Genomic DNA, 18,661 nt, shown 5'->3' with positions numbered 1-18,661 from the left:
TCCGCGCAGCGGACCCATACCCCGCCCACCCGCTGCGGCCCCGCCCACCGGCTGCAGCCCGGCCGCCGGCTCAGCTGAAGATGATCATCGAGCCCTGGCCGAGACTCCGCGTCGCGGCCGCGTGCAGTCCCAGCCATACGTGCCGCTCACGGGCGAAGGGGCTGTCGTCGTAAGAACTCGGACCCGCCGCCGGCTCCTCCAGCAGCGTCGGCCGCCCCGGCGGCGCCGGCGCGGCGGGCGGGTTCCCCGGGTCTATCCCGATGGCGGGGGCCACGAACAGCAGCTCCCGCAGCAGCCCCTGCACGGACCCCAGCGGCCCGCCCCCGGCCAGCAGCTCCTCGTTGGCCAGCGGCACGGCGAAGTCCACCGGGACGTACGCCCCCGCGTGGTCGTAGTGCCACACCAGGTGCGACTGCTGGGCCGTGGGCTCGAACATCTCCAGCAGCTGCTCGTAGTCCCCGCCCAGCTCGTCCACCGGCGTCACGGGCAGCCCGCAGAGCTGGAGCAGGTACGCCCGCCTCAGGAAATGCAGGGCGTCGTAGTCGAAACCGGCCACCGGGGCGACGTCCCCGCTCAGGCCCGGCATGTAGGCGAACACGGGCACGGACGGGAATCCGGCGGCACCCAGTGCCTTGTCGTACGAGGCGATCTCTTCCGCGAAGGGGTTGTCGGGGCTGTGGCACAGCACGTCGACAAGGGGGACCAGCCACAGGTCACAGGCCACTCGGCCTCCGATCAGTCGTTGTCGCCGATCGGGCCAGCGTAGTGGCCCGGACACCCTCCGCGAAGGGGTGCGCAGAACCTCGGGCCCGGCTCCGGCCTCAGAGCCGGGCGGCCCAGGCCAGCGCGTGCTCGTTGTAGCCCCGTACGATGCCGCGCACCGCGTCGGCGTCTGCGAGCGTCACCGCTTCCACCAGCTCGCTGTGCCTGTCCCACAGCGCCGCCCGCAGCTGCGGCTCGCGCTGGAGGTGGGGGACGGCGAAGACCCAGCACTGCACGCGGATGCGGTGCAGGAACTCGGAAATGTAGGTGTTGGCGACCAGCCCGCTCAGCTCCCGCCAGAAGCGCAGGTCGTAGCCGATCAGGACTTCGAGCGAACCGCTCTGGGCGGCTCGTCGCGCCTCCTCGCCCCGGCGGCGCACCGACACGAGCAGCTCGCCGGAGCCGGGGGCGGTGCCGCGCTCGGCGAGGCGGCGGAAGATCCCGTCCACGACCAGCGAGCGGGCCTCGATCATGCCCCGGAAGTCGTCGACCGTGAAGATCCGCACACGGAAACCGCGGTGCTGGACCAGTTCGAGCAGCCCCTGGGCCGAGAGGTCCACGAGTGCCTCGCGCACCGGGGTCGCCGAGACCTCGTACTGCTCGGCGATCTGCTTGACGGTGAACTCGGTCCCCGGAGGCAGGCGTCCCGCGAGCACTTCGTCCCGCAGCGCGTCCGCGATCTGCTGGCGAAGTGTGTTGCGGGTGACAGCGCCGCTGCCTGGCATAGGGGTCCGTCTCCTGTCGTGGGGCTCCGGACACCATAGGCCAGACAACGCGGCTGAAAACCGATCGGTAGCCAACCGATATACGGAATCCGCACCCGCTGTGCGGATGCGGATTCCGGGCCGGTCCGGTTGGCTCCCGCGCAGGTGGGTGGGAGCCAACCGGAGGGCGGAGAGCGGCTAGCCGGCCGTGGTGTGACGGTCCGCGACCGTCAGCGCCTCGTCCAGCAGGGCCAGACCTTCCTTCGCCTCGGCCTCCGTGACGTTGCACGGGGGGACGACGTGGGTCCGGTTCATGTTCACGAACGGCCACAGGCCGGAGGCCTTGCAGGCCGCCGCGAACTCGGCCATCGGCGCGTTGTCCGCCCCGGCCGCGTTGTACGGGACCAGCGGCTCGCGCGTCCCCTTGTCCCGTACGAGTTCCAGGGCCCAGAAGGCGCCGAGCCCGCGGACCTCCCCGACGGAGGGGTGCCGCTCGGCGATCTCGGCGAGGGCCGGGCCGATCACGTTCTCGCCGAGGTGGGCGGCGTGCTCGACGATGCCCTCCTCCTCCATCGTGTTGATCGTCGCGACGGCGGCGGCGCAGGCCAAGGGGTGGCCGGAGTACGTGAGTCCGCCCGGGTAGGGGCGGGTGGCGAAGGTCTCGGCGATGGCGGCCGAGATGGCCACGCCGCCGAGCGGCACGTACCCGCTGTTCACCCCCTTGGCGAAGGTGATCAGGTCGGGGGTGACGCCCCAGTGGTCGGCGGCGAACCACGTGCCGGTGCGGCCGAAGCCCGACATGACCTCGTCCAGGATGAAGACGATGCCGTGGCGGTCGCAGAGCTCACGGACGCCCGCGAGGTAGCCGGCCGGCGGGGTCATGATGCCGGCGGTGCCGGGCACGCTCTCCAGGATGATCGCCGCGATGGTCTGCGGCCCCTCGAAGGCGATGGTGTCGGCGAGGTGGGCGAGGGCGCGGGCGCACTCCTCGGCCTCGGTGGTGGCGTGGAAGGCGGAGCGGTAGAGGTACGGGCCCCAGAAGTGCACGACACCGGCGGCGGCCGTGTCGGAGGGCCAGCGGCGCGGGTCGCCGGTCAGGTTGATCGCGGCGGCGGTGGCCCCGTGGTACGAGCGGTAGGTGGAGAGCACCTTGGCCCGGCCCGTGTGCAGACGGGCCATGCGAACGGCGTTCTCGACGGCCTCGGCGCCGCCGTTGGTGAAGAAGATCTTGTCCAGGTCGCCCGGGGTCCGCTCGGCGATGAGGCGTGCGGCCTCGGAGCGGACGTCGACGGCGAAGCCGGGCGCGAGGGTGCAGAGCCGGGCGGCCTGCTCCTGGATCGCGGCGACGACCTTGGGGTGCTGGTGGCCGATGTTGGTGTTGACCAACTGGGAGGAGAAATCGAGGAAGCGCTTGCCCTCGTAGTCCCAGAAGTACGACCCCTCGGCCCCGGCGACGGCGAGGGGGTCGATCAGGGCCTGGGCGGACCAGGAGTGGAAGACATGCTTCCGATCTGCGTCCTTCACGGCGGCAAGGGTGTGCGGGGTGACATGAGGGGTCATGGCGTCACGCTAGAAGTGCGCAGGTGGGGCGGGATATCGGCGGACTGTATGCGGGTGGGGTGCCGCTCTCGGCAGTCTGTCTGCGAGGGGGCTCGGAGCCCTTCGCGGGATTGACAGCATCCTGTCGTTATGACAGTCTATTGTCATAAGCAGGAACCACGCTGGAGGCGAAACCACCATGAGCGAGACCCCGCGCAAGCCCGTCCACCTCGCGGTCTACGACACGTACGCGGACTGGGAGACCGGCCACACCACCGCGCACCTCACCCAGCGCGGTCACGTCGTGCACACGGTCGGCTTCGACGCGGCGCAGCCCGTGACCACCATGGGCGGTCTGCGCATCCAGCCCGATCTGGCGCTGGCCGACCTGCGTCCGGAGGACTCCTCGCTGCTGATCCTCACCGGCGCGTCCCTGTGGGACACGAGCGAGGAGCTGGCGCCCTTCGCGGCGAAGGCGAAGGAGTTCCTGGCGGCCGGAGTGCCGGTCGCGGCGATCTGCGGAGCCACGGCCGGCCTCGCGCGCGAGGGCCTGCTGGACGGCCGGACCCACACCAGCGGCGCCTCCTTCTACCTGGCCGAGCAGCCGGGCTACGGCGGCGGCGACCACTACGTCGAGGCGGACGCGGTGACCGACGGCGACCTGATCACGGCCGGGCCGACGGAACCGGTGGCCTTCGCCCGCGAGGTCTTCGCCCGCCTGGACGTCTACAAGCCGGACGTCCTGGATGCCTGGTACGGGCTCTTCCACGACTCCGACCCGGACGCCTACCCGGTCCTGATGGCGGCATCGGCGGCGGGCGATGCGTGAGGCGATGCGCGGGCCGCTGCCCGTCGGGGACGCAAGGACGGACCCGCAGATGGACTCCGCGAACGACTCCGGGATGGACTCACGGATGGACTCCCGCACGGACTCACGGGCCGACTCACGGACCGACTCACCAGCCGACTCACGGACCCAGCAGGACCTGCTGAGCAGTACGGCGCTCGGGGTGTTCCGGCTGAACGGCCAGTTCCTCGCCATCTCGGAGGAACTGGCCAAGCCGGCCGGGCTGACGGCCGCCTGGTGGCAGGTGCTGGGCGCGGTGCTGCGGGAGCCGCTGCCCGTAGCGGGCATCGCCCGGAGCATGGGCATCACCCGCCAGAGCGTCCAGCGGATCGCGGACCTGCTGGTGGCCAAGGGCCTGGCCGAGTACGCCCCGAACCCCGCCCACCGCCGGGCGAAACTGCTGCGGCCCACGCAGCAGGGGCTCGACGCCGTGGACCGGATCGGCCCGGGTCATGCGGCGCTGGCGGCCCGACTGGCGGCCGAGCTGGGCGACGCGGCGTTCGCGGAGACGGTCCACGCCCTGGAACGCCTGGCCGCGGCACTGGACGCGCTGGAGGCTGCGGCCGTGATCCCGGGACCGGCCGCGTCGGACGCCCCCTAGGCGTGTTGTTCGGACACCTCCCGGGAGCGCGGGCACGTCACCCTTGCGGTGGGCAACCGGCCGGTGCCGGCCGCCGTCCTTCCCTGCAGAGCCGTTCGGCACGGCGAGCACGGGGAGGGACCGCCCGGCCATGGAGCAACTGCATCCGTACGACCCGCACCACATAGGCCCGTACCGTCTGCTGTCCCGCCTCGGCGCCGGCGGCATGGGCCAGGTCTACCTCGCCCGCTCGGACCGCGGCCGGACCGTCGCCGTGAAGCTGGTCCACCAGGACCTCGCCGCGCGGGAGGAGTTCCGGATGCGCTTCCGCCAGGAGGTCGCCGCGGCCCGTCGCGTCGGCGGCGAGTGGACCGCCCCGGTCCTCGACGCCGACACCGAGGCCGCGACCCCCTGGTTCGCCACGGGCTACGTCGCCGGGCCGAGCCTGCGCCAGGTCGTGGCCCACGACTTCGGCCCGCTGCCCGGCCGTTCGGTACGGATCCTGGCCGCGGGCCTCGCGTACGCCCTCCAGGACATCCACCGGGCCGGCATCGTCCACCGCGATCTGAAGCCCTCGAACGTCCTGATCACCCTCGACGGGCCGCGCGTCATCGACTTCGGCATCGCCCGCGCCCCGGCCGGGTCCGGGGCAGGAACAGGGGCAGGCCCCGGCGGGCCGGACCCCGGGCTGACGCGGGTGGGCGAGGTCATCGGCTCCCCCGGTTTCATGGCCCCGGAGCAGATCCGCGGCGAGCCGGTCACCGCCGCCTGCGACATCTTCTGCCTCGGCGCGGTCCTGGTCTACGCGGCCACCGGCCGGCTGCCCTTCGGCGACGCGGAACAGCCCGGCGGCCTCGCGGGGCTCCTGCTGCGCAGCACCACGGCGGAGCCGGACCTGACCGGCGTACCGGCCGAGCTGCGCGACCTCGTACGGGACTGCCTGCACCAGGATCCCGCTGCGCGGCCGGGGCCCGCCGAGGTGCTGGCGCGGGTCGGCGCGGGCGACACCGTGGCCGACGGGAGGGCCCTGGAGCCCTGGCTCCCGGCGCCGCTGGTGGCGGGGCTCGGGCGGCATGCCGTACGGCTGCTGGACCGGGAGGACGCCGGACCGGACCGGGCTGCGGCCCCACCGCCGCCGCCCGTTCCCGCCCGGCCCGCCGCATCGGCGCCCTCGTACGCGCCCTCGTACGCGCCCTCGTACGCGCCGTACACCGGCTATCCGCCGGGGGTGCCGGAGCCGCCGCGGCCGCGGACCGCGTCCACCGCCCTGCTGCTCGTGGTGGCGACCGTTGTCGCCGTCCTGTCCGCCGGCACGGTGTACGCGGTGATGAGTGGGGCCGAGGATCCCCGCCCGCCCGTGGGCACCGGCCGTACGCCGAGTGCGTCCGCCGGCGTCTCCGGTTCCGCGTCCGCGCCGCCCTCGGCTGCTTCGGCGTCCGCTTCGGCGTCCGCTTCCCCGTACGGCGATCTGCCCGAGGCCTACGTCGGCAGCTGGGAGGCCGTCCAGGGCGGCCGGACCTGGACGCTCACGCTCGACCGCGGGGCGGTCGGCGACCCGGTGATGTCCCTGGCCGTCGAGGGCAGCGGCCTCGCCTGCGCCTGGACGGCGCCCCTGCGCAGTGCCTCCGATCCCGTCGAGCTCGACGCCTCCACCGTCACCTCCGGCGCCCCGCCGACCTGCACGCCGGGGGCCTGGAGCCGGTTGCGGCTGCTGCCCGACGGCACGCTTTCCAGGGAGCTGGCGGGCAGCGACAGCCCGCCCCTGACCTACCGCAGGCAATGAGCGGCGCCCGATTGTGTCGGGGTCAATAAGCCTGCAGGCAAAGCTTGTTACGTATAACGGGGCTGCCGGACACTGCGGCACATGGAGCCGTTGAAGGTAGTGGCACGACTGTGGGGGCGGATCGAGGCACGCGACTGGGACGGCGTGGCCGAGCTCATCGCCGAGGACGCCGTCATCGAATGGCCCGTGAGCGGTGAGCGCATCGTGGGGCGCGCCAACTTCATCGCCGTGAACAGCGACGACGGCTACGCGGACGAGAGATCCGTGGAACTGCTGCGGATCCTGGCCGAGGGGAACCTCGTCGTCACCGAGGTCGAGATACCTCAGGACCACGTCGTCTACCGGGCCGTCTCCCTGTGGACCGTGCGGGACGGGAAGGTGGTGGGGGCGCGGGAGTACTGGACCAGCCCCGGCCAGGACCCGGCACCCCGGTGGCGGGCGGGGTACGTGGAGCCCCTGGTGGCCGACTGAGCCGCAGGGCCGCCCCCGGGTCGGGTCGTGGCCGACCAGGCGGTGGCGGAAGGGATCCCGGTCGACCGGAGCGGGCCGGGGCCACACGCGTCCAGGCGCTGGAACAACCATGATCGTGCCTCTCACGTATCCCCCGTCATACCTGAGAGCTACCTGCGAACACGGCTCCATGGCGTGACGCGGACCACGGGCCCGAATTTCTAACTTCGGTAGCAGAGAAGAGCGTTGAGGCTCTTCCGGGCGACCGAAGGAAGAGGACATGGCAACGGGGACGGGGACGGGGACGGGGTCCGGGACGGGGACTGGCGCTGGGACTGGGACCGCGCGGACGACGGGTGGGGCCTGGGCTGCGGGGTCCGGCAGTGGCCGGCTGCTCCGGACCCTGCTGGCCGCCCTGGTCGCGGCGGCCGTCGCCGTCCCGATATCCGCCGCCGCCTCCCCCAATGTCCCCGCCCCCGCTCCCGCCACGTTCGCCGAGGACGCCGCGCCGCAGAGCCGGTACGCCGCCAACCGCGCCAACATCGCCGAGGCGGTCCGGCGCGCCGACGGCGCCGACCGTCCGGGCCGGGCGGCCAGGCTGCGCACCATGGAGGCGTCCGGAACAGCGCAGTTCCTCGTCTTCGACGGCCGCGGCAGGGGCCGGGTCGTCGAGGTCTTCGGCGAGCTGGAGAGCGCCGACCGGGTCGCCGTCCTCGTGCCCGGCTCCGACACCACGCTCGACACCTACGAGAGGTTCCGCGCCGGGGCCGTCTCCCTCCAGGAGCGCCTGCGGACCGAGCATCCGCGCTCGGCCGTCGTCGCCTGGCTCGGATACGACACCCCCGGCACGGTGAGCAGCACCGTCCTGACCGCCGGCCGGGCCGATGAGGCCGCCGCCGAGCTGGGGCCCTTCCTGGACCGGTTGCGGGGTCTGGCCGGACCGGGCGCCCGGCTCTCGCTCCTGTGCCACTCCTACGGTTCGGTGGTCTGCGCGAGGACCGTCACCGGGCCGGCGGTCAGCGACATGGCACTGTTCGGCAGCCCCGGCACGGGGGCCGGGTCCGTCCGTGAGCTGGCGACCGGCGCCCGAGTCTGGGCCGGCCGCGGCAGCGGCGACTGGATCGGCAACGTCCCGCATGTCCGGCTCGGCGGAATCGGTTTCGGCACCGACCCGGTCGACCCCGCCTTCGGGGCGCGGGCCTTCACCGCCGGCGCCGTCGGGCACAGCGACTACCTCAAGCCGGGCACCGCGTCCCTCGACAGCCTGGCCGCCATCGTCCTCGGCACCACCGCTCCTGACTCGGAGGCCGACCATGGTTGAGATCCGCGCCCGCTGGTCCGCTCTGGCGGCCGGCATCGAAGCGTCCACGCCCGACGAGCGCGACCGGACCGTGGACGCGCTGAGGGCCCTCGCGATCCTCGGCGTGGTCCTCGGCCACTGGCTGGTCACCGCGCTGACCGCCCGTGACGGCGGACTGAGCACCACGAGCCCGCTGGAGCACATGCCCTGGCTGGCCCCGGTGTCCTGGATGTTCCAGACCCTGTCCGTCTTCTTCCTCGTCGGCGGCCATGTCGCCGCCCGCGGGTACGCGTCGGCGCGCGAGCGCGGGGGCTCGTACGGCGCATGGGTCGGACAGCGGCTGGGGCGGCTGTTCCGTCCCGTCGCGGCGGTGCTCCTCCTGTGGGGGGTTGTCGCGGGCGGAATGCTGATCGGCGGGGCGGAGTTCGACACCGTCCGGTCGCTGGTCAAGCTGGTGTTGTCGCCGCTCTGGTTCCTGCTGGTGTTCGCCGCGATCACGGCGGCGACCCCGCTCGTGGCCCGGATCAGCCCGCTGTGGCCGCTGGCCGTGGTGGCAGCCGTGGACGTCTGGCGCTTCGGGCTGGAGGGGCCCGAGTGGATCGGCTGGGTCAATGTGGCCGCCGGCTGGCTCATCCCCTTCACCCTGGGCGCCGCCTGGTCCCGCGGAGCCTTCGCCCGGCGGGCACCGGCGCTGCTCCTGCTCGGCGGGGGCGCCGCGGCCACGGCCGCGCTCATCCTCTGGGGCGGCTATCCCGCGTCCATGGTGGGTGTCCCGGGGGCCGCTGTCTCGAACCTGAACCCGCCGACGCTGGCCGCGGCCGCCTTCGGACTGGCCCAGTGCGGGCTGGCGTTGCTGGTGCGCGAGCCGCTGGCCCGGGCCATGCGACGGCCGATGGCCTGGGCCAGCGTCGCCCTGATGAACCTCTCCGCCATGACGGTCTTCCTGTGGCACCAGACCGCCATGATGGCCGTCACCGCCCTCGGGCTGCTGGTGTCGGCCGAGCTGCCCGGGCTGCACACCGTGCCCGACTCGGTGGGCTGGACAGCGGCCCGGCTGCTGTGGCTGCCGGTGTTCACCGCCGCGCTGATGGTCTGCTGGGCCGCGTTCCGTACGCATGAGCAGGCCGGGCGCCGTCCGAAGCCGTCGCGCGCGCCCCGTACCGTCGCCGTCGGCGCCGCTGCCCGTACCGCCGTCCCCCGCCCCCGGACGGGCCCCGCCCAGGAGATCACCCGTGTCTAGGACCCGCCTTAGCCTGGACGGCGTGACTCGGCAGAGCGCGCCGCCCGCCGAAGACCGCACCCGCCTGCCGCGCGGCCTGGCCCGGGAGCTGTTCACCGTAAAACGGGACCCGCTCCCGAAGATCTCGCGGCCGCGCTGGCTGGCCTGGTTGCCGCACGTGATCCTCTGCTACGTGGCCATTCCCTGCGGCGTCCTCACGGGAATGCAGCTGAACGACCATTACAAGGTCTACGGTGCGGCCGTGCTGGGGTTGTCGCTGCTGACCTCCGCGTCCGTCGTGCTCAGCATGTTCCGGCCGATCGCCGCCTGGTGGCTCGGGCTTGTCACCACGGCCCTCATAGCCTGGGTCCTCCACGACCACGTCGGCCACGGTCAGTCCTGGCCGTGGACACCCGCCGGGCCGTTCACGCTGGCGCCCGTGATCCTGATGGTCGCCCTGCGAGTGCCGCCCCGCGTGACCGTCTCGGTCATCGGCATCACGCTCGCCCTCAACGGACTGGCCGACATCTCCCTCAGGCCGCCGCAGAGTCAGACGATCATCGGCGGGGTGGCCCTCGTCTTCGGGTTCGTGGGAATCCTCGGCTACGCCCTGCGGGCCACCCGCCTCGCCCGCAGCAAACTCGTCGAGCAGGAGACCCTCACCGAGGAGGAGCGGGCTCGGCGCACCCTGCTGGAGGAGCGCAGCCGGATCGCCCGCGAACTGCACGACGTCGTCGCCCACCACATGTCCGTGATCTCCATCCAGGCGCAGGTCGCCCCGCACCTCGTGGAGAACCCGTCCGAGGAGCTCAAGGAGAACCTGGCCGGTATCCGGGAGAACGCGCTGGAGGCGCTGACGGAGCTTCGACGGGTGCTGGGCGTGCTGAGGTCCGAGCATCCCGACGATCCGGCGACCCGGCAGCATCCGCAGCCGACCCTCGCCGAGTTGGAGGGTCTCGTGGACAACGTGCGGGGGGCCGGGCTGGATGTCACGACCGAGATCGCGGGGATACGGCGGCCACTGACCCCGGGCGTGGAACTCACCGCGTACCGGATCGTGCAGGAGGCACTGAGCAACGCGCTGCGCCACGCCCCCGGTTCGCGGGTGGAGGTGGGCATCGCGTACGGGCCGCGCGATCTGCACCTTTGCGTCGCGAACACCGCGCCGACCCGGACGGCCCCGTCGTCGCCCGGAGCGGGGCACGGGCTGCTGGGGATGCGGGAGCGGGCAGGCATGCTGGGGGGTGAGCTGGCCGCCGGCCCGCGCCCGGACGGGGGGTACGAGGTGAGCGCCGTACTCCCGATGGATCCGCAGGAGCTGTCCGCGGTCCCCGACCCCGAGACGAAGAGGGCCACATGAGCACCCCGATCAAGGTGATGATCGCCGACGACCAGATGATGGTCCGGCAGGGCTTCACCGTGCTTCTCAACGCACAGCCCGACATAGAGGTCGTGGGGCAGGCGGTGGACGGGGCGGACGCGGTGGCAAAGGTCGCGGAGCTGGCCCCGGACGTGGTGCTGATGGACATCCGGATGCCGGGGATGGGCGGGATCGAAGCCACGTCCGTCATCACCGCGGTTCCGGACGCCGCCGTGAAGGTGCTGGTGCTGACGACCTTCGATCTCGACGAGTACGTGTACGAGGCGCTGCGGGCCGGGGCGTCCGGCTTCCTCCTCAAGGACGCGTCGGCCGACCAGCTCGCCGAGGCGGTGCGGGTGGTGGCGGCCGGCGAGGCGCTGCTCTCGCCGAACATCACGAAGCGGCTGATCACGGAGTTCTCCCGGCTGGGGGCGCCCCGCGCGCCGTCGCGCGCCCGGATCCAGGCGCTGACCGAGCGGGAGACCGAGGTGCTGTCGCTGATCGCCCAGGGCCTGTCGAACGCCGAGATCTCGGAGCACCTGGTGCTGGCCGAGCAGACGGTGAAAACGCATGTGAGCCGGATCCTGGTGAAGCTCGGCCTGCGGGACCGCACGCAGGCGGCGGTGTTCGCGTACGAGACGGGTCTGATCCGCCCGACGGGCTACTGAGGAACCCGCGTAGTACTTGAGAGGGACCCCCGGAAATCCCCATCAGCGGCGACGCGGACGAGGGCGGTACGGACCTACGGTGGTGTGTATGACCGAGACGACCACCGGGGGGACAGCCCGGACGCCTGAATTCCGACTGGCATCGGAGGTGATCGCGACCCTGCGCCAGGACCTCCTCACCGATGCCTTCGCGTACCGGCCGCTGCCGCTGGCGCAGGGTCCCGGGCGCTTTGTGCGGCGGCTTCCCCGGGTGATACGTCAGTACGCGCCGTGGCGGCAGTACGCGGCGGTGGCGGCTCTGGCCTTCCTCGTCATGCTGTTCACGGTCAACACGCACTCCGGTTATCTGGGAGATGCGGCCCAGCTCGCCATGGGGCTGATAGCCGCGACCCCGGTGCTGATGACGCTGGTGCGGCCGATCGCCGCGTGGTGGGCGGCCGTCGCGATGACGGTGGTGCTGGCGGCCCTCGGCGGCGCGGTCAACTGGCCGTGGCCCCCGGGCAGCTTCCTCTCCTACATCGCGGTCATGTTCCTCGTCACCCTGCGGACCCGGCCCCGGGTGGCGGCCTGGATGTGGACGCTCACCCTCGCGCTGGGCTTCGCACTCACCGTGGTGCTCGGCAACCGCTGGGGGTCGAACCTGCCCGAGATGGCGGTGACCTCGGCCTTCGCCCTGGTGATCGCCGGCAGCATCCAGATACGCCGCGCCGCCAAGGCCGAGGTCAGCGCACAGCAGGAGGTCACGGCCGTCGAGCGGGACAAGCGGACGCTGCTGGAGGAGCGGACCACGATCGCACGGGAGTTGCACGACGTGGTGGCCCACCACATGTCGGTGGTGGCGATCCAGGCGGAGGCCGCGCCGTACCGGGTGAAGAACCCGCCGCCGGAACTGGAGGCCGCGTTCGTCACCATCCGGGAGAACGCGGTGGCGGCCCTGACGGAACTGCGGCGGGTGCTGGGTGTGGTGCGTTCCGCGGACTACGAGGCGCCGGACGCCCCGCAGCCGACGCTGGCATCGCTGGACGGGCTGCTGGCCAATGTGCGGGAGGCCGGGCTGAGCGTGGAGAAGACGATCACGGGCGCGGTGCGGGAGCTGCCTCAGGGCGTGGAGCTGTCGGCGTACCGGATCATCCAGGAGGCCCTGAGCAATACCCTGCGGCACGCGCCGGGAGCCACGGCCGAGGTGGAGGTCTCGTACGTCCTGGGCGGTTTGGGCATACGGATCGTCAACGACCCGGCGACCGGGGATGCGCGGCCCTCGCCGGGGGCCGGGCACGGGATCACCGGGATGCGGGAGCGGGTGGCCATGCTGGAGGGCGAGATGACGGCCGGCCGGACGGCCGCGGGCGGGTACGAGGTGGCGGTGTTCATACCGGTGCCCCACCGGCCGGAGCCGGCTCCGGAGCCGCAGGGGGAGATGGCATGACGATCAGAGTGCTGATCGTCGACGACCAGGTGATGGTGCGCGAGGGGTTCTCCGTCCTGCTGAACGCGATGGACGGCATCGAGGTGGTCGGCGAGGCGGTCGACGGCCGGGAGGCCATCGGCCAGGTGGCGGCGCTGCGGCCGGATGTGGTGCTGATGGACATCCGGATGCCGCGGATGAACGGGCTGGAGGCCACACGGGAGATCGTGGCCGCCGACACGGACGCGAAGGTGCTGGTCCTGACGACCTTCGACCTCGACGAGTACGTGTACCAGGCACTGCGGGCCGGGGCCTCCGGGTTCCTGCTCAAGGACGCGTCGGCCCGTCAGCTGGCCGACGGGGTAAGGGTGGTGGCGGCCGGTGAGGCCCTGCTGGCGCCCTCGGTGACCAAGCGGCTGATCGTGGAGTTCTCGAAGATCTCCGAGGCGCGCAGGCTGGCCGACCCGGCGGGGGTGGGGGAACTGACGGAGCGGGAGACGGAGGTGCTGGTACTGATCGCGCAGGGGTTGTCGAATGCGGAGATAGCCGACCGGCTGGTCGTAGCGGAGTCCACCATCAAGACCCATGTGAGCCGGATCCTGGTGAAGCTGGGCCTGCGGGACCGGACCCAGGCGGCCGTGTACGCGTACGAGACCCGCTTGGTGACGCCCGCCTGATCGGGTACGGCTGCCCTTAGGGTGCGGGGATGGGCTTTGATCCGTGGGATGCCGCGTTCGTCGCCGATCCGTACCCGGCGTACCGGGAGTTGCGGGAGCAGGGGCGGGCCGTGTGGTGCGGGGCCACCGGGCAGTGGCTGGTGCCGCACTACGCCGATGTGAGTGCGCTGCTGCGGGACCGGCGACTGGGGCGGACCTACCTCCACCGTTTCTCGCACGAGGAGTTCGGCCGCGAGGCGCCGCCGCCGGAGCACGAGCCCTTCCACGTGCTCAACGGCAACGGCCTGCTGGACCTGGAGGATCCCGCGCACGCGCGGGTGCGCAGGCTGGTCGCGAAGGCCTTCACCCCGCGGACGGTGGAGCGGCTGGTGCCCGCCGTGCAGCGGCTGGCCGGGGAACTGGTGGGTCAGCTGCGCGCGGACGGGGGCGGGGATCTGCTCACCGTCGTCGCCGAGCCGCTGCCGGTGGCGGTGATCGCCGAGCTGCTGGGCGTGCCCGGGGCGGACCGGATGCTGCTGCGGCCCTGGTCGGCGGACATCTGCGGGATGTTCGAACTGCGGCCGGACGAGGAGACGGCGCGGCGCGCGGTGCGGGCGAGCGTCGAGTTCAGCGCGTACCTGCGCGGGCTGATCGCCGAGCGGCGCATGCGCCCCGGTGAGGATTTGATCTCCGGGCTGATCGCCGCTCACGATGAGGACGGGCGACTCAGCGAGCAGGAGATGATCTCCACCTGCGTCCTCCTGCTGAACGCCGGGCACGAGGCCACCGTCAACACGACCGTCAACGGGTGGTGGGCGCTGTTCCGCAACCCCGCGGAGCTCGCCGCGCTCCGCGCCGGTCGCGATCCCGAAAAGTTGTCCACAGCTGTGGATGAACTCATGCGGTACGACACTCCCCTCCAGATGTTCGAGCGCTGGGTGCTCGACGACATCCGGATCGGTGACATCGTCATCCCGCGCGGCGCCGAGGTCGCACTGTTGTTCGGGTCCGCGAATCGGGATCCCGCACGGTTCGACGATCCCGATGCGCTCGACCTCGTACGGGCCGACAATCCGCACCTGACCTTCGGGGCCGGGATCCACTATTGCCTCGGGGCGCCGCTGGCGCGGCGGGAGTTGGAGGCCTCGTTCGGGGCGCTGCTGGCGGACGGAGTCCCGCCACTGCGGCTCGTCGAGGAGCCGCAGTGGCAGGACGGCTACGTGATCCGGGGGCTCAAGCAGCTGCTCGTGGAGTTCTAGGACCGGACCCCGGGCCGGGTCGGGCTCGCCCCGTCGGCCCCGGCTGCCCCGTCGGCCCGGCGCGGGCCTACGCGATCATGTCACGGCGGCGCAGGGCGCCGAGGCCCGCCGCCGTCAGGGCCACCGCCAGCGCCGTCAGAACCGTCGGCGGGGCCCAGTCCAGGGCCTGCGCACCCGGCAGCCGCGGCAGGTGGGCGAAGGGCGAGAGGTTCAGGACGGCCTGCGGGAGATTCAGCGCCGGCCCGATCCAGCCCAGGGCCAGTACGCCCCCGGCCACGGCCCAGGCGGCCGCCGCGTACTGGGGCACCGCCCCGTACAGCAGCGCGGCCAGCGCCCCGATCAGCCACACCGCCGGAAGCTGGGCCAGCGTGGCACCGATCGCCGCGCCGAGTCCCCGGCCGTGCCCGAGGCCGAGGCCGAGCCCCGCCAGCAGCAGGATCAGCGCCGAGCCGCCGAAGGCCACGGCCAGGTGCCCGCCGGCCCAGCGCAGCCGGCCGACCGCGTTCGCGAGCAGCGGCTCCGCACGCTGCCCCGACTCCTCACCGCTCAGGCGGAGCACCGCCGAGACGGCGTACAGGGCGGCGACCATGCCGAACATTCCGGCCATCGTGGCGAGGAAGGCGTCGGTGAGCACGCCCGGTCCGCCCTGCCCGCCCATCCGCTCGATGATCTCGCGGGTCCGGTCGTTGTCACCGACAAGGTCCGCGGCTCCGTCCGCCATCCCGCCGAACACGACACCGGCGACCAGGAAGCCCGCGCTCCAGCCCAGGACGCTGCCGCGCTGCAGCCGCAGCGCCAGTGCGCCCGCCGTGCCCAGGCGCCCCTCGGCCGGCCCCGGCCGGGACGGCAGGAAGCTCATGCCCAGGTCACGACGCCCGGCCAGGACGTACGCGGCGCCCGCCTGCACCGCAACGGCGCCGACGAACAGGAGGAGCACCCACCAGCGTTCGGCGGCGAAGGCCCGTACGTTCTCCACCCAGCCGAGCGGCGAGGCCCAGGTCAGGGCCGAGCGCCCGCCCCCCGTACCGGCGTCGCCGGCGGCCTTGAGGACGAAGGCGGCGCCGAGCACGGCCGCCGCGATCCCCTTGGCGGCGCGGGCGCTCTCCGTCAACTGGGCTGCAACGGCAGCCGTGCAGGCGAAGAGCAAGCCGGTACCCGCGACGGCCAGCCCGAGAGCGAGGGCTCCGCGTACGCCCTGCCCCGCGAGACCGCCCGCGACGAGCAGGGCGACTGCCGCATCGGCCACGAGGGCGGCCAGCAGAGCCGAAGTCAGCGGGGCCCGCCGGCCCACCATCGCCGCCGAGAGCAGCTCCTGACGACCCGACTCCTCCTCCTCGCGGGTGTGCCGCACGACGACGACCAGGCTCATCACGGCGGCGAGGACGGCGGCGTAGACACCGCCCCGCCAGGCGGTCAGAGCGCCGAGAGAATCGCCGAAGACCGGGCCGTACAGGGCGCGCATCGAGCTGTTGGCGTTCATCGAGGCGGCAGCCCGGGCGCGTTCGGCGGCGGTGGCGTACACACTGCCCAGCGCGCCCGGCATGCTCACCACCAGGAGGGTGGTGAGCAGGGTCCACACCGGCATCATCACGCGGTCGCGGCGCAGGGCGAGCCGCAGCAGCGTCCCGGTACCCGCCAGTTGGTCCGTCATCGGGACGCCTCTTCGGCGTAGTGGCGCAGGAAGAGCTCTTCGAGGGTCGGCGGGGTCGAGGTCAGCGACCGCACCCCGGACGCGGTGAGGGAACGCAGTACGGCGTCCAGCTTGTCGGTGTCGGCCTGGAGGCGGACCTTGAGCCCCTGCACCTCCACGTCGTGCACGCCCGGCAGCTGTGCGAGGCCGTTCGGCGGGCCGGCGAGCTCGGCACTGATCGACGTACGGGTGAGGTGGCGGAGTTCGGCGAGGGTGCCGGTCTCCACGGTGCGGCCCTTGCGGACGATGCTGACCCGGTCGCAGAGGGTCTCCACCTCGCTGAGGAGGTGCGAGCTGAGCAGGACGGTGCGCCCGGCGGCGCGGACCTCGGTGACGCAGGTCTGGAAGACCTCCTCCATCAGCGGGTCGAGGCCGGAGGTCGGTTCGTCGAGGACGAACAGTTCGGCGTCGGAGGCGAAGGCCGCGACGAGGGCGACCTTCTGCCGGTTGCCCTTGGAGTAGGTGCGCCCCTTCTTGGTGGGGTCCAGCTCGAACCGCTCGACGAGCTCGGCGCGCCGGGTCCGGTCAAGGCCGCCGCGCAGGCGTCCGTAGAGGTCTATGACCTCGCCGCCGGAGAGGTCGCGCCACAGGGTGACGTCCCCGGGCACGTAGGCGATGCGGCGGTGGAGGGATACGGCGTCGGCCCAGGGGTCGCCGCCGAGGAGTTCGGCGGTGCCGGAGTCGGCGCGCAGCAGGCCCAGCAGGACCCGGATGGTGGTGGACTTGCCGGCGCCGTTGGGGCCGAGGAAGCCGTGGACCTCGCCGGTGGCGACCGAGAGGTCGAGTCCGTCCAGTGCGCGGGTGCGGCCGAATGCCTTGTGGAGGCCGGCAACGCTGATTGCCTTCGTCATGCTTCCGAACGTACGTTGATTTCACAAACTTGTGAAGATTGAGAATGTCAAGAATCACGTAAAGTCGGGAGGGTGGCGATGACATGGCGGACGTGAACGTGAACCTGAACGCGAGCACCTCGGGCACCTCGGGCACCTCGGGCCGCGATGCCGGTGCGCGGGACGGCGAGGCCGTCTCCCGTTTCGTCGAGCGGTTCGCCGCACAGCTGACCGACGCCGGGATGCAGCGGATGGCCGCACGCGTCTTCGCACAGCTGCTGGCCAGCGACGGCGCCGCGATGACCTCGGCGGAGCTGGGCGAGGCGCTGCAGATCAGCCCTGCCGCGGTGTCGGGCGCCGTGTCCTACCTGACGCAGGTCAACATGGTCAGCCGCGAACGCGAACCGGGCTCCCGGCGCGACCGGTACGTCCTGCACAACGAGCTCTGGTACGAGACGTTCACGCGCCGCGACCAGGTCCTGACCCTGTGGGGGAAGACCCTGCGCGAGGGCGCGGCCACCCTCGGCACCGACTCGCCCGCCGGGGCCCGAGTCGCGGAGACGGCGGCCTTCTTCGAGTTCATGCAGGGCGAGATGCTGGGCCTGATGGACCGCTGGCGGACCCACAGGGCGACGCTCGGCCTCGGCCCGGCCGGCCGATCCATCTGATCGAATCCGGAAGCACCGATACCCGCAGACGCGTCGGCGCCCGCGTGCCATGCTGGAACGCATGAACCTGGAGGACCTGGTACGGCTGCGCCGCGCCCGGGACATGATGGACCGCGCCTACGCGGAACCGCTGGACGTTCAGGCACTCGCGGACGTCGCCCTCATGTCGTCCGGACACTTCTCCCGCAGCTTCCGCGCCGCCTTCGGGGAAACCCCGTACAGCTACCTCATGACCCGCCGCGTGGAGCGCGCGAAGGCGCTGCTGCGGCGCGGCGACATGAGCGTCACGGACGTCTGCTTCGCCGTCGGATGTACCTCACTGGGGTCCTTCAGCTCGCGCTTCACCGAGCTCGTCGGCGAGACCCCGAGCGCCTACCGGGCCCGCAGCCACGAGGACGGCGCCGACATCCCGGCGTGCGTGGCCAAGATCTTCACCCGACCGGTCAGGATCGGAGAAGCGAAATCCACGCCCTCCTCGTAGCGTCGACGGCATGAACATCAACCTCTCGCAGTGCTTCATCGCAGTCGACGACCACGACAAGGCGCTCGCGTTCTACCGCGACGTCCTCGGCCTGGAAGTCCGCAACGACGTCGGGTTCGAGGGCATGCGCTGGGTGACCGTCGCCTCCCCCACCCAGCCCGACGTGGAGATCGTCCTCGAACCGCCGCTCGCCGACCCGAACGCCTCGCTGGCCGACCGTCAGGCCATGGCGGAGCTGCTGGCCAAGGGGATGCTGCGCGGCGTGATCTTCTCCACCGACGACGTCGACGCCACCTTCGAACGCATCCGGGCCGCCGGCGGGGAGGTGCTGCAGGAGCCGGTCGACCAGCCGTACGGCGTCCGCGACTGCGCCTTCCGCGACCCGGCGGGCAACATGCTCCGCTTCAACCAGCCCCGCAAGCACTGAGGACCGACTGCCGCAGGAGTCCGCGCAGGCGGC

19 protein-coding genes are annotated in these 18,661 nt (G+C 72.4%); 14 read left to right on the top strand and 5 right to left on the bottom strand.

Annotated features, from left to right (window positions below; genetic code table 11):
• Window positions 1–70: 70 nt before the first annotated feature.
• The 3 genes from IE257_RS24160 to IE257_RS24150 all read right to left on the bottom strand — a co-directional run bounded on the left by IE257_RS24160 (window position 71) and on the right by IE257_RS24150 (window position 3,026).
• Window positions 71–724: a putative DNA-mimic protein gene (locus IE257_RS24160; protein ID WP_189971933.1), complete on the bottom strand. Its 654-nt coding sequence runs from the start codon at window positions 722–724 to the stop codon at window positions 71–73.
• Window positions 725–821: 97 nt separating this feature from the next.
• Window positions 822–1,487, bottom strand: coding sequence for a GntR family transcriptional regulator (locus IE257_RS24155; protein WP_189971931.1), 666 nt, complete (start codon window positions 1,485–1,487; stop codon window positions 822–824).
• 177 nt (window positions 1,488–1,664) lie between these two features.
• Window positions 1,665–3,026: an aspartate aminotransferase family protein gene (locus tag IE257_RS24150; RefSeq protein ID WP_189971929.1), complete on the bottom strand. Its 1,362-nt coding sequence runs from the start codon at window positions 3,024–3,026 to the stop codon at window positions 1,665–1,667.
• Window positions 3,027–3,204: 178 nt separating this feature from the next.
• Between IE257_RS24150 and IE257_RS24145 the strand changes: the two genes are divergently transcribed.
• The 11 genes from IE257_RS24145 (at window position 3,205) to IE257_RS24095 (ending at window position 14,532) form a co-directional block, all read left to right on the top strand.
• Window positions 3,205–3,834 (top strand): DJ-1/PfpI family protein, encoded by a 630-nt coding sequence (locus IE257_RS24145; RefSeq protein WP_189971927.1) that lies wholly within the window; start codon window positions 3,205–3,207, stop codon window positions 3,832–3,834.
• 85 nt (window positions 3,835–3,919) lie between these two features.
• Window positions 3,920–4,453, top strand: coding sequence for a MarR family winged helix-turn-helix transcriptional regulator (locus tag IE257_RS24140; protein ID WP_189972121.1), 534 nt, complete (start codon window positions 3,920–3,922; stop codon window positions 4,451–4,453).
• A 130-nt stretch (window positions 4,454–4,583) separates the two neighbouring features.
• Window positions 4,584–6,215 (top strand): serine/threonine-protein kinase, encoded by a 1,632-nt coding sequence (locus tag IE257_RS24135; protein ID WP_189971925.1) that lies wholly within the window; start codon window positions 4,584–4,586, stop codon window positions 6,213–6,215.
• An 81-nt stretch (window positions 6,216–6,296) separates the two neighbouring features.
• Entirely contained in the window at window positions 6,297–6,686 is a 390-nt protein-coding gene (locus IE257_RS24130; protein WP_189971923.1) for a nuclear transport factor 2 family protein, read from the top strand.
• 259 nt (window positions 6,687–6,945) lie between these two features.
• Window positions 6,946–7,986, top strand: a complete 1,041-nt coding sequence (locus tag IE257_RS24125) for an alpha/beta hydrolase (protein ID WP_189971921.1) — start codon at window positions 6,946–6,948, stop codon at window positions 7,984–7,986.
• The gene (locus tag IE257_RS24120; RefSeq protein ID WP_189971919.1) at window positions 7,979–9,205 is read left to right on the top strand and encodes an acyltransferase family protein; all 1,227 of its coding nucleotides are present in this window, start codon (window positions 7,979–7,981) and stop codon (window positions 9,203–9,205) included. The genes IE257_RS24125 and IE257_RS24120 overlap by 8 nt, the downstream gene beginning before the upstream one ends.
• 22 nt (window positions 9,206–9,227) lie before the next feature.
• Window positions 9,228–10,544, top strand: a complete 1,317-nt coding sequence (locus tag IE257_RS24115) for a sensor histidine kinase (RefSeq protein WP_189972129.1) — start codon at window positions 9,228–9,230, stop codon at window positions 10,542–10,544.
• Window positions 10,541–11,212, top strand: coding sequence for a response regulator (locus IE257_RS24110; RefSeq protein WP_189971917.1), 672 nt, complete (start codon window positions 10,541–10,543; stop codon window positions 11,210–11,212). The genes IE257_RS24115 and IE257_RS24110 overlap by 4 nt, the downstream gene beginning before the upstream one ends.
• 88 nt (window positions 11,213–11,300) lie before the next feature.
• Window positions 11,301–12,638 (top strand): histidine kinase, encoded by a 1,338-nt coding sequence (locus IE257_RS24105; RefSeq protein WP_189971916.1) that lies wholly within the window; start codon window positions 11,301–11,303, stop codon window positions 12,636–12,638.
• Window positions 12,635–13,294 (top strand): response regulator, encoded by a 660-nt coding sequence (locus IE257_RS24100; protein WP_189971914.1) that lies wholly within the window; start codon window positions 12,635–12,637, stop codon window positions 13,292–13,294. Before IE257_RS24105 ends, IE257_RS24100 begins: the two co-directional genes overlap by 4 nt.
• A gap of 29 nt (window positions 13,295–13,323) precedes the next feature.
• Window positions 13,324–14,532, top strand: coding sequence for a cytochrome P450 (locus IE257_RS24095; protein ID WP_189971912.1), 1,209 nt, complete (start codon window positions 13,324–13,326; stop codon window positions 14,530–14,532).
• Window positions 14,533–14,599: 67 nt separating this feature from the next.
• Here IE257_RS24095 and IE257_RS24090 read toward each other — a convergent pair whose 3' ends face one another.
• Window positions 14,600–16,183, bottom strand: coding sequence for an ABC transporter permease (locus IE257_RS24090; RefSeq protein ID WP_189971910.1), 1,584 nt, complete (start codon window positions 16,181–16,183; stop codon window positions 14,600–14,602).
• The gene (locus tag IE257_RS24085) at window positions 16,180–17,073 is read right to left on the bottom strand and encodes an ABC transporter ATP-binding protein (RefSeq protein WP_189971909.1); all 894 of its coding nucleotides are present in this window, start codon (window positions 17,071–17,073) and stop codon (window positions 16,180–16,182) included. The genes IE257_RS24090 and IE257_RS24085 overlap by 4 nt, the downstream gene beginning before the upstream one ends.
• An 83-nt stretch (window positions 17,074–17,156) precedes the next feature.
• Between IE257_RS24085 and IE257_RS24080 the strand changes: the two genes are divergently transcribed.
• The 3 genes from IE257_RS24080 (at window position 17,157) to IE257_RS24070 (ending at window position 18,628) form a co-directional block, all read left to right on the top strand.
• A complete protein-coding gene (locus IE257_RS24080; RefSeq protein WP_189971907.1) occupies window positions 17,157–17,720 on the top strand; it encodes a GbsR/MarR family transcriptional regulator in 564 nt (187 codons plus the stop codon).
• 61 nt (window positions 17,721–17,781) lie between these two features.
• Window positions 17,782–18,201, top strand: a complete 420-nt coding sequence (locus tag IE257_RS24075; RefSeq protein ID WP_189971904.1) for a helix-turn-helix domain-containing protein — start codon at window positions 17,782–17,784, stop codon at window positions 18,199–18,201.
• A 10-nt stretch (window positions 18,202–18,211) separates the two neighbouring features.
• The gene (locus tag IE257_RS24070) at window positions 18,212–18,628 is read left to right on the top strand and encodes a VOC family protein (protein WP_189971903.1); all 417 of its coding nucleotides are present in this window, start codon (window positions 18,212–18,214) and stop codon (window positions 18,626–18,628) included.
• Window positions 18,629–18,661: the final 33 nt, after the last annotated feature.

It is taken from the genome of Streptomyces avidinii (genome assembly GCF_014650695.1).
Lineage (GTDB): Bacteria > Actinomycetota > Actinomycetes > Streptomycetales > Streptomycetaceae > Streptomyces > Streptomyces avidinii.
This window is presented reverse-complemented; position numbering and strand designations above follow the sequence as displayed.

What these genes read in the sequence shown, in the direction of transcription:
- IE257_RS24130 (WP_189971923.1), top strand. Translation starts at nt 6,297, where the DNA reads ATGGAGCCGTTGAAGGTAGTGGCACGACTGTGGGGGCGGATCGAGGCA.
- IE257_RS24075 (WP_189971904.1), top strand. Translation starts at nt 17,782, where the DNA reads ATGAACCTGGAGGACCTGGTACGGCTGCGCCGCGCCCGGGACATGATG.
- IE257_RS24100 (WP_189971914.1), top strand. Translation starts at nt 12,635, where the DNA reads ATGACGATCAGAGTGCTGATCGTCGACGACCAGGTGATGGTGCGCGAG.
- IE257_RS24080 (WP_189971907.1), top strand. Translation starts at nt 17,157, where the DNA reads ATGGCGGACGTGAACGTGAACCTGAACGCGAGCACCTCGGGCACCTCG.
- IE257_RS24135 (WP_189971925.1), top strand. Translation starts at nt 4,584, where the DNA reads ATGGAGCAACTGCATCCGTACGACCCGCACCACATAGGCCCGTACCGT.
- IE257_RS24090 (WP_189971910.1), bottom strand. Translation starts at nt 16,183, where the DNA reads ATGACGGACCAACTGGCGGGTACCGGGACGCTGCTGCGGCTCGCCCTG.
- IE257_RS24105 (WP_189971916.1), top strand. Translation starts at nt 11,301, where the DNA reads ATGACCGAGACGACCACCGGGGGGACAGCCCGGACGCCTGAATTCCGA.
- IE257_RS24110 (WP_189971917.1), top strand. Translation starts at nt 10,541, where the DNA reads ATGAGCACCCCGATCAAGGTGATGATCGCCGACGACCAGATGATGGTC.
- IE257_RS24125 (WP_189971921.1), top strand. Translation starts at nt 6,946, where the DNA reads ATGGCAACGGGGACGGGGACGGGGACGGGGTCCGGGACGGGGACTGGC.
- IE257_RS24085 (WP_189971909.1), bottom strand. Translation starts at nt 17,073, where the DNA reads ATGACGAAGGCAATCAGCGTTGCCGGCCTCCACAAGGCATTCGGCCGC.
- IE257_RS24120 (WP_189971919.1), top strand. Translation starts at nt 7,979, where the DNA reads ATGGTTGAGATCCGCGCCCGCTGGTCCGCTCTGGCGGCCGGCATCGAA.
- IE257_RS24070 (WP_189971903.1), top strand. Translation starts at nt 18,212, where the DNA reads ATGAACATCAACCTCTCGCAGTGCTTCATCGCAGTCGACGACCACGAC.
- IE257_RS24140 (WP_189972121.1), top strand. Translation starts at nt 3,920, where the DNA reads ATGGACTCCCGCACGGACTCACGGGCCGACTCACGGACCGACTCACCA.
- IE257_RS24150 (WP_189971929.1), bottom strand. Translation starts at nt 3,026, where the DNA reads ATGACCCCTCATGTCACCCCGCACACCCTTGCCGCCGTGAAGGACGCA.
- IE257_RS24145 (WP_189971927.1), top strand. Translation starts at nt 3,205, where the DNA reads ATGAGCGAGACCCCGCGCAAGCCCGTCCACCTCGCGGTCTACGACACG.
- IE257_RS24095 (WP_189971912.1), top strand. Translation starts at nt 13,324, where the DNA reads ATGGGCTTTGATCCGTGGGATGCCGCGTTCGTCGCCGATCCGTACCCG.
- IE257_RS24155 (WP_189971931.1), bottom strand. Translation starts at nt 1,487, where the DNA reads ATGCCAGGCAGCGGCGCTGTCACCCGCAACACACTTCGCCAGCAGATC.